We start from the raw sequence: 272 nt of genomic DNA, 5'->3' as shown, positions 1-272 counted from the left end.
TAAGCCACCTAAACGAATGTTTCGGTTTGGTCATAAGACCTTTGAAAGAATACTTGATTACAAAGTCATCCCTTTGATGGATTTGATCTCATGGGAACAGCTCTACAACGAAGGTAAGAACATACCTTTCAACATCTTAGCTGACATTCTACATGGTACTGGTGGGATTCGGAGCCGTGATAACATCAAAGATACTGATTATGACTACGCGAAAAGTTATCTCGAAAAGGATGAGTACTTCAAGGTTTTAAATGATTTCTATATTAAAAACA

The 272-nt window shown here is 36.8% G+C and carries 1 protein-coding gene; it reads left to right on the top strand.

Translation table 11 applies throughout. The features are described from left to right. A partial coding sequence (locus B4920_RS26300; RefSeq protein ID WP_254051072.1) for a DUF6387 family protein occupies window positions 1-272 on the top strand: 272 nt, incomplete at both ends.

The organism is Zoogloea sp. LCSB751, assembly GCF_002028455.1.
Lineage (GTDB): Bacteria > Pseudomonadota > Gammaproteobacteria > Burkholderiales > Rhodocyclaceae > Zoogloea.
Note: the sequence above shows the minus strand (reverse complement) of the source record. Positions and strands in the feature narration are given on the sequence as shown.